The following is a 354-nucleotide window of genomic DNA, read 5'->3' on the forward strand; positions in this document are numbered from 1 at the left end:
CAGCACACCGAATACCACTACGACGCCAATCAAAACCTCACCCTCGCCCTCTATCCAGACGGCAGCAAAGAGACCTTCGGCTACGATGCTGCAGGTCGTTTGACCACCCATACCGACGGCGAAGGCCACACCACCTCCTACGAATACGGCCAGGACGGTCTGCCGACCCAACGCACCAATGCGCTGGGCCATACCTTCGGCTACCATTACGACAAAGCCCGCCGCCTAGTCGGCCTCACCAATGAAAACGGTGCGCGCTACCGCTTTGCCTACGACATCCTCGACCGATTGATTGCAGAAAGCGGTTTCGACCATAAGCTGACCGGCTACCGCTACAACGCCGGCAACGAACTG

General features: G+C 58.8%; 1 pseudogene. It reads left to right on the forward strand.

The annotated features are described in order from the left end of the window. Positions 1 to 354, forward strand: a pseudogene (locus HMPREF2696_RS11035) (RHS repeat protein); the annotation flags it as partial.

Origin of the sequence: Neisseria sp. HMSC058F07 (genome assembly GCF_001810035.1) — a bacterium.
GTDB classification, from domain to species: Bacteria; Pseudomonadota; Gammaproteobacteria; order Burkholderiales; family Neisseriaceae; genus Neisseria; species Neisseria perflava.